The sequence below is a fragment of the Cupriavidus necator A5-1 genome (assembly GCF_000744095.1).
GTDB lineage: Bacteria > Pseudomonadota > Gammaproteobacteria > Burkholderiales > Burkholderiaceae > Cupriavidus > Cupriavidus necator_A.
In genome coordinates this window covers 19,689-35,435 of the sequence record NZ_JQLI01000001.1, presented here as the reverse complement: position 1 = coordinate 35,435, position 15,747 = coordinate 19,689, and the positions used below count along the sequence as shown (strand labels likewise).

14 protein-coding genes are annotated in these 15,747 nt (G+C 60.7%); 5 read left to right on the top strand and 9 right to left on the bottom strand.

Going from position 1 to position 15,747, the window contains the following annotated elements:
* Nucleotides 1-159: 159 nt before the first annotated feature.
* The 5 genes from K307_RS50215 (at nucleotide 160) to K307_RS00145 (ending at nucleotide 4,646) form a co-directional block, all read left to right on the top strand.
* Entirely contained in the window at nucleotides 160-993 is an 834-nt protein-coding gene (locus K307_RS50215; RefSeq protein WP_042875553.1) for a replicative DNA helicase, read from the top strand.
* Nucleotides 994-1,019: 26 nt separating this feature from the next.
* On the top strand, nucleotides 1,020-1,313 hold the full coding sequence (locus K307_RS50210) for a DnaB-like helicase C-terminal domain-containing protein (protein ID WP_329955908.1): 294 nt from the start codon (nucleotides 1,020-1,022) through the stop codon (nucleotides 1,311-1,313).
* 290 nt (nucleotides 1,314-1,603) lie between these two features.
* Nucleotides 1,604-2,458 (top strand): hypothetical protein, encoded by an 855-nt coding sequence (locus tag K307_RS00155; protein WP_042875550.1) that lies wholly within the window; start codon nucleotides 1,604-1,606, stop codon nucleotides 2,456-2,458.
* Nucleotides 2,459-2,496: 38 nt separating this feature from the next.
* On the top strand, nucleotides 2,497-3,375 hold the full coding sequence (locus tag K307_RS00150; RefSeq protein ID WP_155300998.1) for a hypothetical protein: 879 nt from the start codon (nucleotides 2,497-2,499) through the stop codon (nucleotides 3,373-3,375).
* A 251-nt stretch (nucleotides 3,376-3,626) separates the two neighbouring features.
* Nucleotides 3,627-4,646, top strand: a complete 1,020-nt coding sequence (locus K307_RS00145; RefSeq protein ID WP_042875546.1) for a CAP domain-containing protein — start codon at nucleotides 3,627-3,629, stop codon at nucleotides 4,644-4,646.
* Nucleotides 4,647-5,238: 592 nt separating this feature from the next.
* Here the strand turns inward: K307_RS00145 and pilV are convergent.
* From pilV to K307_RS00100, 9 genes are all read right to left on the bottom strand, one after another.
* Nucleotides 5,239-6,573: a shufflon system plasmid conjugative transfer pilus tip adhesin PilV gene (gene pilV / locus K307_RS00140; RefSeq protein WP_051974525.1), complete on the bottom strand. Its 1,335-nt coding sequence runs from the start codon at nucleotides 6,571-6,573 to the stop codon at nucleotides 5,239-5,241.
* On the bottom strand, nucleotides 6,570-7,538 hold the full coding sequence (locus K307_RS00135) for an ATPase, T2SS/T4P/T4SS family (RefSeq protein ID WP_042875545.1): 969 nt from the start codon (nucleotides 7,536-7,538) through the stop codon (nucleotides 6,570-6,572). The genes pilV and K307_RS00135 overlap by 4 nt, the downstream gene beginning before the upstream one ends.
* A gap of 73 nt (nucleotides 7,539-7,611) precedes the next feature.
* Nucleotides 7,612-8,169: a type 4 pilus major pilin gene (locus K307_RS00130; RefSeq protein ID WP_042875543.1), complete on the bottom strand. Its 558-nt coding sequence runs from the start codon at nucleotides 8,167-8,169 to the stop codon at nucleotides 7,612-7,614.
* Nucleotides 8,170-8,257: 88 nt separating this feature from the next.
* The gene (locus tag K307_RS00125; protein ID WP_051974524.1) at nucleotides 8,258-9,346 is read right to left on the bottom strand and encodes a type II secretion system F family protein; all 1,089 of its coding nucleotides are present in this window, start codon (nucleotides 9,344-9,346) and stop codon (nucleotides 8,258-8,260) included.
* Between the two features lie 9 nt (nucleotides 9,347-9,355).
* Nucleotides 9,356-11,011, bottom strand: a complete 1,656-nt coding sequence (locus tag K307_RS00120) for a GspE/PulE family protein (RefSeq protein ID WP_051974523.1) — start codon at nucleotides 11,009-11,011, stop codon at nucleotides 9,356-9,358.
* A 9-nt stretch (nucleotides 11,012-11,020) separates the two neighbouring features.
* Entirely contained in the window at nucleotides 11,021-11,650 is a 630-nt protein-coding gene (gene pilP / locus K307_RS00115; RefSeq protein WP_196251495.1) for a type IV pilus biogenesis protein PilP, read from the bottom strand.
* Nucleotides 11,625-12,911, bottom strand: coding sequence for a type 4b pilus protein PilO2 (gene pilO2, locus K307_RS00110; protein WP_230625377.1), 1,287 nt, complete (start codon nucleotides 12,909-12,911; stop codon nucleotides 11,625-11,627). Before pilO2 ends, pilP begins: the two co-directional genes overlap by 26 nt.
* Before the next feature lie 135 nt (nucleotides 12,912-13,046).
* Nucleotides 13,047-14,771: a PilN family type IVB pilus formation outer membrane protein gene (locus K307_RS00105; protein ID WP_042875538.1), complete on the bottom strand. Its 1,725-nt coding sequence runs from the start codon at nucleotides 14,769-14,771 to the stop codon at nucleotides 13,047-13,049.
* 11 nt (nucleotides 14,772-14,782) lie between these two features.
* Nucleotides 14,783-15,700, bottom strand: coding sequence for a TcpQ domain-containing protein (locus tag K307_RS00100; RefSeq protein ID WP_080744783.1), 918 nt, complete (start codon nucleotides 15,698-15,700; stop codon nucleotides 14,783-14,785).
* Nucleotides 15,701-15,747: the final 47 nt, after the last annotated feature.

Below are 15,747 nucleotides of genomic sequence, written 5' to 3'. Positions count from 1 at the left end.
CGTGGAGAGCGAGCGCGTCGTTCTGTCGCGGGTGCTCCGCAGTAGTCCGGACTTGGCGTTTGCTTAGCGGTTGGTCGGTGAAGAGGACTTCTCGCTTCCCGCACACCGCGCGATTGCGCATGCGGCATCCTGCCTCCTGGAAGGTGGTCACCGACCGCGGTGCTGGCCAGTGCAAAGGCCAAGGGACACGACGTTGGCGGCGTCGAATACCTGGCGCAGCTCGTTGCTGACCCAGTCTGGGCCAGGGCTGACGAGGCCGTTGTGCTGGCTGACGCCGCCATCGTGCGGGACCAAAGCGCGCGGCGCCGGATTCGAGCCAATCTACTTGGCCAGGTGGCGTCACTTGGCGGTCGCAGCGTCGAAGAGATCCTCGGCAGCGTTGTGGACGAGGCTACCAGCCTGGCTGACCGGCAGGCCGCGGGCGCCGGCCCGCGCCACATCAGCGGCGTGGTCGAGGAGATCGCCGACGCCGTGCTCTCCGACGAGCCGCCCACAACGGCCGTCGCCACCGGCTATCCCGCACTGGACGAGGCGCTGAACGGCGGGCTGCGGGATGGTGAGTTCATTCTCATCGGTGGCCGGCCATCCATGGGGAAGACCGCCTTTGCCCTCAATCTTAGCCGGAACATCGCGGTGAATCGCGAACCGCTCCGAGGAGGCGGCCGCGCTGTCGTGGTTTTTCCCTTGGAAATGGGGCCCGCGGCGCTGGGCATGCGGGTCGTTTCCAGTGAGTCGGGCGTTCCGCTGCGGATGCTGCGCAGACACCACCTGCCCGACGAGCAGATCAATATGATGGCCGACGTCATGCACAGGTTCACCTACGACCAGGGGATGCGCCTTTGGATTGACGACCGGCCATCGCGGACCCTGGAGGATATCCGCACCGCGGCCCGCCAGTTCAAGCGCGAGCATGGTGAAATCGTCGTGGTGCTGGACTACCTGCGGATCGTCGCCCAAAGCGGCCGCGGCCGCGACGACGGGGGCGGCATGTAAGCCGGGTATCGGCGGGCCTCAAGCAGCTGGCCAAGGAGCTGAACTGCCCGGTGATCGCCCTCTCGCAGCTGAAACGCTCCCTCGAGCAGCGCGCGGGTAAGGGGCCAATCCTCGCGGACCTGCGTGAATCCGGCACCCTCGAGCAGGACGCGGACATCATCCTATTCCTGTACCGAGATGTCATCTACGATCCCAACACCCCAGATCCCGATGCGGCCGAGGTGATCATCGCCAAGCAGCGCGACGGCGCGATCGGACCGTGCGTCCTTCGCTACCACGGCGACGTCGTTCGGTTTGCCGCAGAGCTATCTGACTACTAGCCCCCCACAAGTGTGGAACCTACATCCACCCCGTCGTTGCATACTCTGCACTTGGCGACACCCATATGCGACTGGCAAGTTTCGCATTAGACTGAGCATCCGCAATAGGTTAAAATGGCGCCGCTACCCCTTTGGTGGGGGGTTAAGTTTTCGCGCGTCCGTCCGATGGCGTGCCGCCTCAACCGGCCGAGGCCAGCTCTTGACGCAGCCTGGTAAGGTCTCAACCAGCAGACTTGGGACTTGGAAAGGTATCTGACGGGCGGTTGAACCGTGCAACACTCAGGAACTAAATGTCTCAGAAGAAGGCGGAAGCCAAGCGCGACGAGGGGCAATTATCGCGTATTCAACGACTAATACGCGATTATCGTTCCAACGAGAAGTTGTTTCGCCCGCTCACGAAGCAGGAGGTTGCCGAGCGAATCGGCAACCTGCCTCACCGTGCGGCCCTCGAGAATATTGAGCGCAAGCAATCCGGTGAATTCGATACGCTGGGTTTGCAACGACTCAACACTCAGACCGTCCTCTTCATGCTGGGTTTGACGCCGAACCAGAGCATCAGCTATCAAGAGTCGGAAATTGCGTCCGTTGAGATGGAGATGTTGCTCTATTGCTACGAGGCCAAACCCCGACACATGTCGCTCGCCCTGCAAGGTTGGCACATGGACGATTTTATTGCCTACATTTACCGCGATTTTCTACTCCTGGCCGGGGTAGCAAGTTCGTTGGCCGAGTCGTCCATGCACGCGAAAGAGTATTTGCGAGCTGCCAGCCGCCCCACGCTGGAGGATAAGGCTGGGCGGATTCGAGTTGGCATTGCCACGCGCGTCACGGCAATGTTTGACCGACACCAGACGAGCTTCTATCGCTGGATGGCGCCTGAGTCTGGCTTGAGGGAGCAGCGCAATCTCATCGCGAAGCTACTGGAGCCGGACGACGACGCCGGGTACACCTGGGGGCGCCTCGCGCACTATAAACAGGTCCGCGAAGATCTCTACGAGCTTTCTCGATTCTGCTGGGAGGCGCGCGGCGTGGACATCGACGAGAAGGCCTTTCCCCCCGAAGACCCTGCCTTCCTGGAGCAACGCCCTGTCCGCAGGGCAGCAGCCCAGCCTCGGGCTCGGAACACCGGCAAACGCGCTGCTTGAGCGATCAGATTAAACCGTAATAGCCAAGGCCAAATTTCATGGATACCACCGAGACCCGCCGCGCTCAAGCGGAGCGTGCTGCTGCAGTTCAAGCCGCCGCCGCAATTGGCACAGCTCGTGGCACTAGCACGAGGGAAGAGGCTCCGCACCTTGCGCGGTTCGGCTGTGTGCGCTTGGTGATGACAAGTTTCGCGCCGGAAGACAAGAAGATCCGCGGCGTCTCGCTAAAGCACGCGTCGGTACCCCTGTTGGACGACCAGGTCGAGCTCGACGACGCCGACCCGACCGCGAATGTCGCGCGCTACCGCGCTCGCAACGTCTTGACGGCCGTACCAGCCAAGAACCGTCTGAACATCCAGATGGATGCGAATCTGTACGCGAGCAGTCGGCAGATGTCCTTGCACGTCGCCCATTTTCAGTATCGGATCATGGATATCGAAGAGGGACAGCAGAAGGAGGCGGACATCCGCGCCACCAGGATTGCCAAGCGGGGCGGCAATGAGCTGAACAGTGATACCCGCATTGGCACCTGGGACGTCATGCGCAGTTGGGCCCGGATCAAGCCGCTCGATCTCACGCAGCTGCGGGTGCTGGAACTAGGCGATGCGCCCAAGGATGTCCTGGCCTATCTGCATCCCTACCTGGTCAAGTGGCTCGACGAGGCCGGCTACGATGGGCCTGTGGTGGTCGCCGAATATAAGCCCTGGGGCACCCGGTACTGCAACCTGCTAGTGCGGGACTACCCCTTCATCGCGCACCGGATCTTCAAACTGATTCCCGATCTGCGGGTCCTCACCCACACGGCGCGAATCTTTGATTCCAAGATCGAACGCAGCGTCTGCTCGTTCCGCTACGATCCTGCCCTGATCGAATCACCTTTCATCCTGGACGCACCCCACATCCCAGTCGAGGTTTGAGAAGTCCGCAGATCTAGTCCCGGCCCTCTTCGCAGAGGGCCTTTTCATTGGCAGTCCACCGCACGCTCGGTCGCGGCGCCTTTGCCTTCCCTCCGACTAAAGTTTGGTTCGCGATTGCCGACATAACAGGCATCCTCTCGTGCGCCCCGAAGGAGGCTCCTTTGCCGTATCAGGGTAAGAAGAAATTTGCGTGGGTCACTTGTGGATCGATATTCTGATCTTACTGACCCCCCCAACAACAAGGAAAAATCATGAAGAAGAGTCTTGTCGCAGTGGCTGCCCTCTCCGCCCTCCTCGCGGCATGTGGTGGCGGCGGTGGTGACGGCGGGGACAGCCCTGGGACCACTCCGACCGCGCCGAACACTCCGACCACACCCCAGGCTCCGACGTCCGTCCCGCCCGCGACCAGCGTTCCGACGCCAACCTATGGCGCCGCAGATCAGCGACTCTCCGCCTTCGATGCCCTGAACACGCTCCGCCAGAAAATGGGCGTTGGCATGCTCAAGCAAGATGCTGTGCTGGATCTCGCGGCAGAGAACCATCTCAACTACGCGAAGGCCAACAACACCACCTCCCACCTTGAAACGCAGGGTTTGACGGGCTTTACCGGCGCCAATCCCTACGACCAGGTTGTCGCCGCCGGCGGTAGCAAGAACCAGTGGATCGGCCAGGAGCTGGGCAAAGCGGGATACCTGAGCGGCGCCGAGTGCGCACAGGCCTTCCTGCATTCGGTTTATCACCTGCAAGGTGCAACGAGCGGTCAGGAGACTGTTGGTATCGCATTCCATGACAACCTCTGCGTGATCAACTTTGGCGTTGTCACCGGTGCGAATGGCAGCGGGTATGGTCTGCCGCAATGGGGCGGCCAGCAACTGCCGGCAAACGCAGTAGCCTACTACCCGCTCGACAACGATACCGTTGTGGGCTCCTTCACGCCAGCAAGTGAGTCGCCGAATCCGGCACCCGACCTGGCCTCGGCAGGCACGCCGATCATGTTCCGTGTGGGCGCGCCCAACGCGAGCGATGTGCTGACGGTGAGCGCCTTCACGCTTACCGGGCCGGGCGGTGCCTCGGTGCCTGTACGCGTTCTGGTGCCATCGGCGGCGCAGTCTGGCTCTATGTCCGGCGCGATTTCTGACTCGAACCTGTACGCGGGCGTCGTTTTCATGCTGCCCACCGCTCCCCTGGCTGCTGGTGCGTACACGGCTACCTTCGCAGGCGCTCGCAACGGTGTTGCGATCAGCAAATCGTGGAGCTTCAAGGCGTTCTGATCTAGCCGATCCTAAGTTCGACGCCAGATAGAACAGGGCCCGCGCTAGCGGGCCTTGCTCATTAGGGCAGTCTGAAAATATTACCTACAGACTTCGTATGAGGCGCTTCCCATGTTGTTGCCATTACTCAACTGGCCGGTTATGTATGCGCCCATCCGATATCCACTTCCTGCGATGGCGGCATTGGCTCGAGCGTTAAGCTCAGTCCAATCCATATAGCCAACCCACATTTCGGAAGCAACGACGCCGCCGTAGAAAATTACGTATCCCTTGCCCTCACAGCCGCCATCTGCTGAACAACTACCCATATCCCCGATATAGATTCCAAAGACATTAGCCTGATACAGGCACGGCGGAGGAGGCGGCGGCGGTGGGGGTGGTGGCGGCGGTGGTGGCTGGTTAATAACGCACCAGGGCATGCCGTTGGGCCGCCGTTCCCAATGCTGGTCCGCGCGACAGGTAGCTACTGTCATCGGTGGCGCCGGCAACTGGATCAGCTCGGCCGAGGCGCTTGGCGTCCACGTATAGCCCGCGGCAATAGCCACTGCCAGCATCCGGAATGCATCTCGCACAGATATCCCTCCTATTTTTCTTAGTACGAGCAACCAGTGGTGACTGTGCCTACCAGTTGTCCCCCAATCGCACCCACATCATTGCCCGAGTACCAGGCGGCCGGAGACACGGCACTTGCCTGCGCGTACCAATATGTTCCGTAGTCGTTCAGCCAGAAGTAGACGCCTTGAATCGGAGGCATCACGTTCCCGGTGACGTTCACCATCTGCTGCTTTGGCGTGTAGAGCGCCCACGCCGTTCCGCCCGGACAGTAGTCCTTCCCGATCGTCACCCCGTCGGTAACGTTATCGAATTTGCGATTGATGGTCATATTCCCAAAGGCATTGCGAAAGAGCCTCCAGAAACCGCCGCGGCAGATATAGCCGCGACTGTTCACATCACTCATCACCTGATCAGCAAGCGAGCACGGTGCGCCGTCATAGATCCCCTCTAAAGCGTTGCCGACCGGTTGCCACTTACCATAGCCGCATACCACCAAGCTAGCCCACGTGTTCTGGTTCCGGCGCACCGACGCTTCTTGGCTACAGGCCGTGCCGGGCACGGCCGCAGCATAGAGATAGTTGTCCCTGTTGACCACCGCATCTTGCGTCGTCATCCGATTGGAAATCGTCGCCCGGGTAGCATTCACGTCCTGGGTCTGAACTGTAGTCGCTGTAACCGTCTTGGCGTTGTTCATGTCCTGGTTGTTCATGTCGATCGCGGTGTTCATGCGATTCAACTCTGGACGACCAGGTACGGCGTTCCGCCACAGATAGTCGCCGCTCCCGTCGCCGTCAGATGAAAAGAGCGCGGTCGCAATGTGGCCAGCGCCAGGAGCAACGCCAAAATCGCTGGCCAGCGAGTTCCATTGCCCGTCAGGTGCCTTGATCAAGTTGGTGTTGCTTGGAGCGATGTAGCCACCGACGCCTCTCTGCATGCGAGCGATCCGCTGTGCATTCTTGGGGCTGATGGACGACCCACCAGAAGTAACGACAAGCGCCTCAAACTTGGTTGCAGTTGCGCTAGGTCTGCGCACGACGATGTTGAAGGTTTGACCATACGGTGTGGTCGCGCTCACCCCCGCTGGAATGTAGCCCGCGTTCTGGATCGTCGCAAACGGGATGGATGTTGGCGTCGTGCCGCTAAGCCCGGCCGTCACCGTCCCGATGTTGTCATCGAGGTATTTGCGAGCCCCCTTTGCCACCAGTAGCTGCTGATCCGCCGCGCTGCGGTTTACCAGCTCATCAGCGTAATCACCCAGCATCGGCCACATCATGCCGAGTACGGAAACGATGATCGTCAATGTGACGGTCATCTCGATCAGCGTGAAGCCTCTCGCGCGGCGTCGACCACGCCGGTTCCTCTTGTTGATCATGCTGTCTTGAGTACCTGATTGGTTGCGCCGCGGCGGGCCTGGTGCTCGATATCGTTTTCGAGGGTCTGGAGCTTGTTGTCCCGAATCTTGCTGCGAATCGCCAGGCCATCCTCACCGATACACGACAGCGCCCGGACCGACAGCTGGCGCCCACCATTGGGAAGAATCAGCATGGTCTGCCAGATCACCATAGACACGCCAAGCGACAGCATGTATCGCATGCTCTCGCTACTAGTACCTCCCTCGCCCGAGGCGGCGAGGATCGCAAGTTTCTCAAGCGCCTGGGAGGCCGATCCGGCGTGGATCGTCCCGAACGTAAGCTGGCCGCTGGCCGATGCTCGGACAACCTCTGATGCGGCGGCACTATCACGGATCTCGCCAACCACGACCATGTCGGCCTGCATTCGCAATGCCCGCAACAGCGGCTCCCGATAGCCGCCGGTGAGCCGACTGGCTGGGAACTGGAACATATACCCGCCCCCGTGGGCACCGGACAGTTGCTGCTCGATCGGATCCTCCACGGTTACAGCGACTCCGCCGTTCATATGCAGGCGCTGGACGACGGTGCTGAACAGAGAGGTGGACTTCCCTACTCCCGGCTCGCCGGCGAACAAGATCAAACCCTTCAGATTGCTGGAAAGCAGATTCAGGCCTACGTGCCGCGGTAACCCCAGATCCCGGAATGGCTTGAGCGCGCGCTGGAACTGCCGGAGCACGAAGAGCACCGCACCAGCATGGTCTTCCTGCGCTGTTACCCGATAGAGCCGGTTATCTTCAACGATGCTGAACTCAGGGACCTGGGTCTCACTATACGTGGCCTGGCAACGACCACGAATCTCATCGAGCTGCGCCTTGAGCTCGGGCGGGGCAACGTCCACCAGCTGACTTGAACTAGTCAGATTCTTAAGCAGCGCGACCTGCGGATGCAGGTACAGATCAAGGAAGGTCAGGTCCCCAAGTCTCATGTCGTCGTTCCTGTCGATAGCTGAAGCCGGACGCGAACACCTTAGAGGCACGGCCGGCAAAGAGGCATGGGCCTTAGACGTCCGCCGACGACCAGATCAGCGTTACACGGGTGGCGGTACCACAGAGCGTAGTGGCCGTAGCGGTGGTAACTGTCGCCATGTCGATCGTCGCCGTAGCGCCGACCCCGACCGAGCGGGGGATGCTCTTCTTCACACCAGTCACGAGCTTGCGGCACTCAGCGTTGGGAATGTTCGATGAGGCGATCGTCACGGTCCCGCCGCTGTCGATCGTCGTGAGCGTGTAGTTCCCGCCATAGGTATTCTTCAGGACGCCACCGGTGATCGTGACGTTCGAAGGGATGGTGTTCTGATCCTGCAGCGCCTGTACCAGGTTTGCAGAAGCCGGGTAGCCCTGAGACGAGCGGATATCACGCAGGGAAGCGAAAAGGTTTTGGATATTGGTCGATTCCTCCAGTGCCGAACCTTTGGTGATCGCCGTATTGCTCAGGCTACCGGCCAGGGCGTAGATGATCACCGCGATGGAGATAACAACCATCAATTCGATCAGGGTGAAGCCACCTTGGGTAGCGTGCGCACTGGTCTTCAAATGGCCACGGATCTTCGATTTCATTGCATTCCTCTCTAAGTAATGTTCCCGCGCTGGCCGCGGCACTTAATTATATCTTTTGTGTTAGTATTATGCTCCGCATTAGATGCGATTAGCCCAAAGTTCCCATCGAGCTCTGGATCAACCCGAAGATCCCGAACACCATCACCAGCAGCAAGCCGCCGGCAGACAAGATGCCGAGCGCCAGCAGATAGCGGCCAATCACTCGTACGGCCTCCAGTGATCGCTTCATCCATGATGAGGCGAACAGCGCCATGCTTTCCTCGAAACCGTCGACATCGGAAACCGCCCGAAGGATGTGGACAGCGCGAGGATCCGGGAACTCATACCCGGCTGCATGCATGGCCTCCCCTAATGTCTTCCCTTGATTGATCCCGTGCAAGATGGCCCTAACTCGGGTCCGCAGCCATGGCCCCCCCTCCTCCGAGAGGAGTAGCAACGCTTCACTCATCTGGATACCGGCTTTCAGCATCACCGACATGTTCACGAGAAATCCAGAGCCATGCAGCGCACGGTAGAAGGACCATGGCGGGATCCTGTCTAGGTAGACTCGGATCTCCGCCTTGCTCAAGTTTGGAATCGACCAGGCGATTACCCCCAAAATCACAGGAATGAGGAACACCAACGCCCAGTAGTTGTTCACCATGCTCGCTACCTGGTTGAGGAGCCTCGCAGCGCCATCCCAGCGGTCAGGTGGCGTAAGCTTGGACAACTTTGGCACCACTACAGTCGATATCATGTAGAGCATCCCGAAGGCCGAGCCGATTACGACCACTGGATATCCCGTCGCGCTGAGAACGGTCCCAACCATCTCGCCTTTTGCCGCCAACATGTCGGCCACCACAGCGAGCTGGTCCTCGAGGTTGCCGGCCTCCTCGCCAGCCTTGACCAGCGCTACTTCTTGAGGCGAGCCCCATCTCTCCAGTGCCTCGCCTAGTGACTTTCCCTCCCGGATCGAGTGCATGATGTCTGCCAGCATCAAAGCTGCCGGCCTGCTTGGGCGACGGCCTTCGCTTGACTCGATGACGTAGAGTCGGTCCAGGGCCGTTAGGATCTGTAGGCCCATCTTCAGCATCAGGGACATCTGGTTGTAAAAGTCGATCCGCGCATCCACGCCAATCGCCTGCCGAGCTCTCCAGTGCTGCAGCTGTTCCCACAGTTCCACTGCCTTCTCAAACACTTCTGCTCCTTACGCGGCGCGCAGCCGGCTACCTGAGTTTGATGTACCGCCAGCGACACCAATCATGCGCAGATCAGTATCGAGCGGCGACACGTCGGCCTCCCCGTCTCGGGGATCGACATCGCCAGCGTTGATCCGCCTGATCATGGCTTGGCATTTGGTAACTCCGCCCAGCTCGGTTACCCAGTACTTTCGAGCCGCGATCTTGCCTCGATCCCGATAAATGTCCATAAATTCGCCGTTGGGCACGACAGTCTCTCCGACCATCACCCGGCCCACTGCACCGACGCGGCATTCGTTACACCCCCGGCCGCGAAGACGGATGTTGGTCGGATCGCAATATCGCTCAATGCGCTCGACCAGATCCGCCGGCAACTCGTGCTTGTGCTCCGCGTACGGCTTGGAGCAGGCCTTGCACAGCTTCTTGGTCAAGGACTGATTCACAAACCCCGTGGTTAGCATCGGATCAAGGATCATGCTCGAGTCAACGCCGAGATCGACCAGGCGTTGTGGCACGGATGTGGCGTCGTTTGTATGCAAGGTCGTCCAGACCACGTGTCCAGTCATGGCCGCGCGGTATGCGGCGATTGCCGAGGATTTGTCCCGGATTTCGCCAATCATTAGGACATCCGGGTCCTTTCGCAGAAGATCGGAGATCCCAGTCGACCAGGCTTGGGAGATTTGCTGCTCGGTTGCCCCTTCTGAATTCAGCGGCGTGGCCAGCATGCCCGGCACGCTGTACTCAGGTGGGTCCTCAATCGAGATCGCCCGAATGCCGGTAGGGCGGCCGCGGCCACCCGCCGCTGGCGAGCCGGCCATCCGCTGGCGGCCCTCCTCCAGCGTTTCTCCCATGATCACGGACAGCGTGAGCGACTTACCCGAACCGGTTGGCCCGGTCACAACGTTGATCCCATAACGAGACCTGCGCATCGTCTTCAGATCCTCTGTCTGTTCTGGGAGGAATCCGAGGGATGCGATCGAGCTCGCCGCCTGATGTTTGCTGTACAAGAGCCGGATCACCATCATGATGCCCTTGTCGGTCGGCCTCGTGCTTACCCGGGCACCGTAGATGCCCATCTGCTTGACATAGGCAGAGCTCAGCCTTGCGTCCTGACTGCGGGTAGTCTTAAAGGTCTCGTCGGCAACGTCGCACATGGACTGGTATATAGAGGACATCAGATCCCTGACGTGCTGCGCCGACAACTGGTAGAACTCGTACAAGTCGCCGTCAAGCCGAAACTCAATTGTTCCGACCTCGTCCCCAACAACCAAGTGGATATCGGAGGCATCCTCGGCAACGGCCTGTTTCACGTAGCCGATCACCTCGGTTTGCCGATCCGACGCTTGCACCTCGTTTGCACCCACCTTACCCGTTTCGCCATCGCCAGAAAGCTCGCTGTAGAGAAGCTCCAGCTCGTGGTACCCAACCTCCCGTGTGCGGATCGAATCGCCCCCTCGCGCGCGCACCAGCTGCAGATAGCTCTTGACGTGTGGGTTAAGTTGCTGGCCGGTCAGGACATGCAGCACGCTGTCACTGGTGAGACACAGCAGCTTACGAGCCGCGTCATTTGCCGGATACAGTCCGCGCGCGGCGGACCATGCAACAAGCCCTCGCCTTCGCGCGTTCGCGATCGCATCGCGCACTCGGTCTGTCGCTTTATCCATCGTGCGCCTCTATTGCGCTTTGATTTGCGAGATGGGTGGCTGGCCTACCGTGACCGGAATCATCGCCGGCGGCGACAGCTGCGCGTTCTGGAAGCCCGGTTGGGTCACTGCCTGGGTTTGCGGCGCCGCCGCTCCGGCCTGGCTGGCGCTGCGCTCAGAGGCATACTTCAGTCGAACAGTCTTCTTCCCGCATCGAGCCGGAACGCCCCGCTCTGCCGAGTCGGATACGGACTCTACCCGGCAACCGCTTCCACGCAGCCGCTCGCCGGCGCCAAGCTCCGCTTCTTGTCCGTCGGGGTACGTTACCACTGCGAACAACTTGCCCGATTCGCCACTGATGCGGGCTACGACTGGCATCCCGGTGTCCTTCCGCGTGGCCTCGGCGGCTGCCGCCGCTGCCTTAGCGCGGGCCGAAGAGCCTTGAAGCGCCTCTAGTTCCTGCTGCTTCTTTGCCAGCGTGAGCTGCGCCTCCACCACCATCGTCTGCTGGTGAAGGCTAGACCAGACGGCAAGCGATCGCTTCTGCGCGACAACGTCCGCGGGATCGTCTTGCGCCGCGGCCGCTGGCAGGGCAAGGACTGCACCGACTACCAAGGCAATTGCAGACCGAAGACTACTTTCTTGCATATACCACTCCATTGATCGTCCATTGCAGGCCAACTTGCTTTCCGGCCCCAAGCGCATCACCAGCGCCGGCCGAGAGTTTGACTTCCGAGATCACCAAACCGGGATCGAGGAGCGGTCCCATGACCTGGTCAATCGGAAACGGACTGGAAACCGAGAACGTGTACTCGTTCCACCAAGGATCCGGCACCTGCGCCTGAGCTTCGCCAATTAGCTTCACCAGGCTTGGCGGGGGTGGCTCTTTTGGCGGCGGCTGCTTCTTGGTGAGCTCGGGTACCTTCATCACATTCAGGCGCTGGAAGCGGGAGTTCCATTCCAGTTCAGCCTGCTCTGACGTTGTGAGGTGTACGTCCCCTCGCGGCAACATGGGAGCTTCGGCACCAACTGGTCCGATCGCCGTTCCGACCTCCGGTGTGACACTCACGGTCGGGAAATGCGTCCGGGCAGCAGCCAGGAAACCGTCTTCGCTTGCACCAGGGGTGCGGTCGTAGCTGACGGTCATGCGCGTGCCATCGCATGTCACGTTATTGAAGCGCCAACCTTCAATGACGGCGGGAATTCGGTCGTCCTCTACAGCCGCATCCATACACCGGCTGAGCACCGTCGTGGCCGCCGGCTCATTTGGCCATTGCGGGACCGGGGCCTTGCGTTTGACCTGCTCGATGGCAGCCTTTCGTTCCTTCTCGAGGTTCTCAGCATCGCGCGCAGCGGTGAATGCCGCCTGCATCGCCTCTTCCTCCTCGCGGGCAACATTAAGGTAATGCTGAATGAGGGTGCCAGCGAGGGCAACCGCCGCGGCGCCGCCGTACAGGATGACCTCGCGCCGCCCAAAATCCGGCCCGGTCGATCGAATCGGATAAACGCGCGCACGGCCCGAGCGGGCCCGCTTCAAGGCGTCACGGCTCAACACCGCGTCCAGACTAAGGCTCTCAGCTGCGGCGAAGAAACTCCGAGGCGCATAGATCTTGGCCCAAGGCAGCCCCACGATCTCGTCGAACCGCGCACGGACGCTCGCCTCGCTGCCGGCCATGTCAGCCTCAGGAATGATCGCCCCATTGTGCACGCCAGCCATCACGAACATGCGCTCAGTGACCTCGAATACGCCGAGCCAAGATGTGCCCAGCTGATCCGCAAGCGTCGGCACCAGCGCCTGAGCCTTCCGAAACGGCCGCGTACCCGGCGCGGTCACAACGTAGCCTATCTGCGTCATCGAGCCTTCTCGCACGACGAACTGTCGGAGGCCATATTGCTTGGTGAATCCCTTGACCTCTCGCATGAAGCCCTTTGGCTTGGACGCCGACTGCCAGAGCAAACCGACAGCATAAGCCGTGCCCGCAATCACTATAACGTCCGTGGTCGGCGCCAGACTGGCCGTGCGGCCACCTCTCTTAGCTCTCGCCATGTCCGCCCTTTACTCGACGACCACGGGTGTTACCAAGAACACCATGACGTCCTTCGAGGTTTTGCGGCTCTGATTACCGCCCAGGAGCCAAAAACGCGCGTCGCCTGTGCCGCTGCGGGTGGTGTCATCCCCCATCTGCTCAAAGCCCGAGAGCACCCAGGTTTGGCCGGCTTTCAGCTTCACCTTCTGGCTGAGGATCCGGTTATCCAAATCTGGAGCTTCCATCTTGGAGGTACCGGCTTCGATGCGACGCAGATCAAGTAGCGAACTCAGGTTGACGTCGTATCGAAGTAGCAGCTCCTGACCATCGAGCAATAGTGGCAACAGGGACATGTTATAGCCGGTCGTGAAGTTGCCAGGCACGAGAGAGATCTGGTTGCCCACGTTCGAGACAGCCGTGCTGGAGGAGCTTGCAATGTAGGTCTGGCTGCGGCCGACCTGTAGTGGCGCGACCTGAAGGTTCAGCGTCGTCACGGACGCAGTTGTCACGGTCGAAACTCGACCTTGCGTCGACAATGCATCAACCATCGCTTTGGTACCCGCCCACGGGCTCGTGGGGCTGACGACGCCAACCGAGGCCGATCCACCGCCCGTCGGCACGGAGAACGCCGACTTGAAGTTGATGCCGTATTTATTGAGCGACGAGTACACGGCGTCCCAGTTGAGCCCAACGCTGTCTTCGTCCTTCAGCGTGACGGTGAAGGCCTGAACGCTAAGCGTCACCTGACGGGTAAGGCGCTTGTTCTCCGCCTTCACGTAGGACTCTACGCGAGCAATACCGTCCGCACGGTCAGTAACCGTGACGGCCATCGTCGCCGGATTGAGATGCGCCTTACCGATGTTCGCTGTAACAAGGGCATTCAGAGTATTCTGCATCCCCTCGATCATGTCAGTTTGGAGTTCGAGTTTGGTGGACTGGCGGCTGCCTGCAGAGTCAAACTGATTCGATGCCTGCGTGCCGCTGCCGGTGGCCGAACTTCCGCTCGTCTTGCCTGACTGGACGATCGTATTGACGTCAATCTTTCCCGGGATGATGTCCAGGTTGAACACCCGGGTGTCTACGTAGTAGATCGTGATGCCGCTATCGTCGACCTTGTAGCCGAGGCCGAGGCGAGCGGTAACAAGGTCGAGAAGCCCTCGAAGCGGCCGGTTACGCCACTGAATTCCGGTGATGACACCGGCCTGACTAATACCGCGCGGCGCCGAAATCGAACTGTTCGCCAGGCTTATCGTGTTTCCGCCACCGTTGAGGTTCGGCGATGGCAACCCCCCCGCGGGTGTCCGGTTGGATGCTGACGGCGCCCCGGATGGGCCAATGCCGCTAAGCTGCTGCAACGCCTCCTGGGTAACGTTGACCGCCACGCGGCACCGCTTCGCTACGTCGTCAGCAAACTCGCTGATCGATGTGGGCGCATAGGGGCTGAAGGTCACCATGCAGTCAAGAGGGCTCTTTTCGCCCTTGCCCGCATTCCCACCAAGCGGAATCGGCGAGTCATCGACGTATAGCCCGGACCCCTCGCGAATAGCCGAGTACGGCGACGAAGCCGGCTTCTGAGTGCGCATGCCGTTGACCAACGCCGAAGCCCGGTCAGCGACCTCCTTGCCCTTGTCCATCCCTTCGCTCACGCGCTGTAGCGCGCAACCGTTGGCCAGCAGCACGGCTGCCAGCGCGGTCGCCCCAACGCGGGCGACTCGGGCGTTGCCAGCTCGCTGGCCAATCGTGTTGTGCTTCATATTGTCTGGCCTCAGTTGCGCTTGTCCACGACTTCGAGAATCCCCTGCTCCTTATGGAGCACCACCTCGATCGGGCGCTTCACTCGCATGTACGGCGTCATGGTGCGGTCAACCGCCTCAAGGAAATCCCCACTCCACTCCATATCGGGTGCCGGATAGTCGGTCGACGCATTCCAGCGCAGCTTCCATTGACCAGTACGGTCGACCCATTCCTTGAGCACCTGTTTGAGCGTCATCCCCTTGTCAGATTGGGAGACCCAGCGTTCGATCGGAGCCGGATTGAACGACGGCTGTGGGGCTGGTGAGCCCGCCGGCCCGACCACTGGCAGCAACGCTGCAGGATCCTGATAGACGGGCGGCGCCAACGGGCTAGACGCGACCTGCCGCGCAGGCACCATCTGTTCGGCCAGTGCCATCGGGCTTACGCGCATCGGTTCGATGCTCACGACGCTTCCCTTTACGCGCACCACCACCCCTGCGCGCTCGGCGACCGTGAGCAACGCTGCGCTACGCGCGACACCTTGGGGGATCACCACCGGCGTCTGCAGCAAACCCGACTCTCCCTCGAGCCTGATCGGACCGATGATCGGCACCAGCTGCGCGATCAGGGAGTCCGCCAGGGGCATTGGGCCATATGGTCCTGGGTACGGGGCATACCACTCGGCCCCGGAGAAGTCGCCCTGCAAGGCATCCGGACCACGACGGGCTGCGCCAGGTACCACCATCGCGACGGAGGTCGCGGCTACAGCACCCGAAGGTGCAGTCGGTGACTGCGGTACAGCCTGCCGCTCATCAATAAAGCCAAACGCGGAGCTTGCCGCGACCGCCATCGCGATCATTGCCCCCATACGAAGGGTTCTGCGACGCTGCATGCCATTTTTCAATTCGATTCCTCCACGGCCGCGCTTGCGGCAGTCGTCATATTTCATTTTAACATGTAACGCCGAAATATCATCAATGGGGCCAACCGTTTTGA